Raw genomic sequence first — 1,291 nt, 5'->3', positions numbered from 1 at the left:
TAGACGTCGTTTCCTTTGGTTGAAGTCCGTGCTGTTGACCAGCGACGACGTGTGTCCGTGCTCTGTGAGAGCCTCCGGGCATGAGCTACGACTTGGCTGTGTGGGAAGGCGAGAGGCCGGCGGATGACAAGTCCGCTGGCCGGGTCTTCAGCGACCTGTACGACCGCTATATCGACAGAGAGCTCGGGGAGCCTCCGTCCGAACGCATAGCGGCATACGTCGCGGCGCTTCTTGAGCGGTGGTGCGACCTCACCGAGGACGAGGAGGATACTTCCCCCTGGTCGTCCGGCCCGTTGATCGGCGAGGCCAGTGGTCCGTTGATCTACTTCCCGATGCGGTGGAGCATGGCCGAGGAGGCATCGGCCTACGCGGCAGCCGTGGCAGAGTCCATGGGTCTGGTCTGTTTCGACGTACAGCAGGACCGGCTCAGGCCTTGAGCAGGGTCGCTAACCGGCGATAGCCGATGAGGGCTGCGGCTATGCCAACGAAGGCGAGGAAGTGCTCGGCCCTGCGCTCGTATCGACGGTGGAGCCGACGGCAACCGGCGAGCCAGGACACGGTCCGTTCGACCACCCACCGGTGGCGGCCGAGACGTTGTGAGGACTCGATGCCCTTGCGTGCGATGCGGTGGCGGATGCCGCGGCCGCGGAGCCATCGACGCAGGTGGTCGTAGTCATAGCCCTTGTCTCCGTGGAGCTTGTGGGGGCGCCGTCGACGAGGTCCGCGTCGGGACCGGATCGGCGGGATGCCCCGGCACGAGCGGTTCAAGACCGAGGCTGTCGTGCATGTTCGCGCCCGAGATGCCCAGTGAGAGCGGCAGTCCGTTCCGGTCGGTGATCAGGTGGATTTTCGATCCGGGCTTGCCACGGTCGGTCGGATTCGGTCCCGTCAGAGGCCCCCCTTTTGCAGCCCGCATGCTGACGGAGTCGATCGCGCAGCGCGACCAGTCCAGTTCCCCGCGGACGCCGAGTTCGTCGAGGATGACGCGGTGGAGCCGAGCCCAGACCCGGGCCCGGCTCCACTGGGCGAAGCGTCGGTAGACCGTCTGCCAGCTCGGACCGAACACCGGCGGGAGCTGTCGCCAGGCACAGCCCGAGGTGGCCACGAAGATGATCGCAGCTAATGCTTCACGATCACCCGCCCGACGCCGGCCGCCGCCCTGCGGGCGTATCACCTCCGTCGGCGGCACCACCCGCCGAAACAGCATCCACAACTCGTCTGGCACCAGCCGCTCGACCAAATCCGTCATACACGGCTCAACGAACAATCACGCCATAAGAAACGACGTTTT

At 65.8% G+C, this 1,291-nt stretch carries 2 protein-coding genes; one reads left to right on the top strand and one right to left on the bottom strand.

Annotated elements, in window-relative coordinates; all coding sequences use genetic code 11:
• Nucleotides 1–80: 80 nt before the first annotated feature.
• Nucleotides 81–437: a hypothetical protein gene (locus tag ACZ49B_RS39140; RefSeq protein WP_468316096.1), complete on the top strand. Its 357-nt coding sequence runs from the start codon at nt 81–83 to the stop codon at nt 435–437.
• Here ACZ49B_RS39140 and ACZ49B_RS39135 read toward each other — a convergent pair.
• A protein-coding gene (locus ACZ49B_RS39135; RefSeq protein WP_468316099.1) for an IS5 family transposase occupies nt 427–1,240 on the bottom strand; the annotation gives its coding sequence in 2 pieces (ribosomal slippage) (nt 427–750 and nt 752–1,240; 813 coding nt in all). The genes ACZ49B_RS39140 and ACZ49B_RS39135 overlap by 11 nt on opposite strands.
• Nucleotides 1,241–1,291 lie beyond the last annotated feature (51 nt).

This window comes from Streptomyces sp. NPDC031132, assembly GCF_055570595.1.
This window is presented reverse-complemented; position numbering and strand designations above follow the sequence as displayed.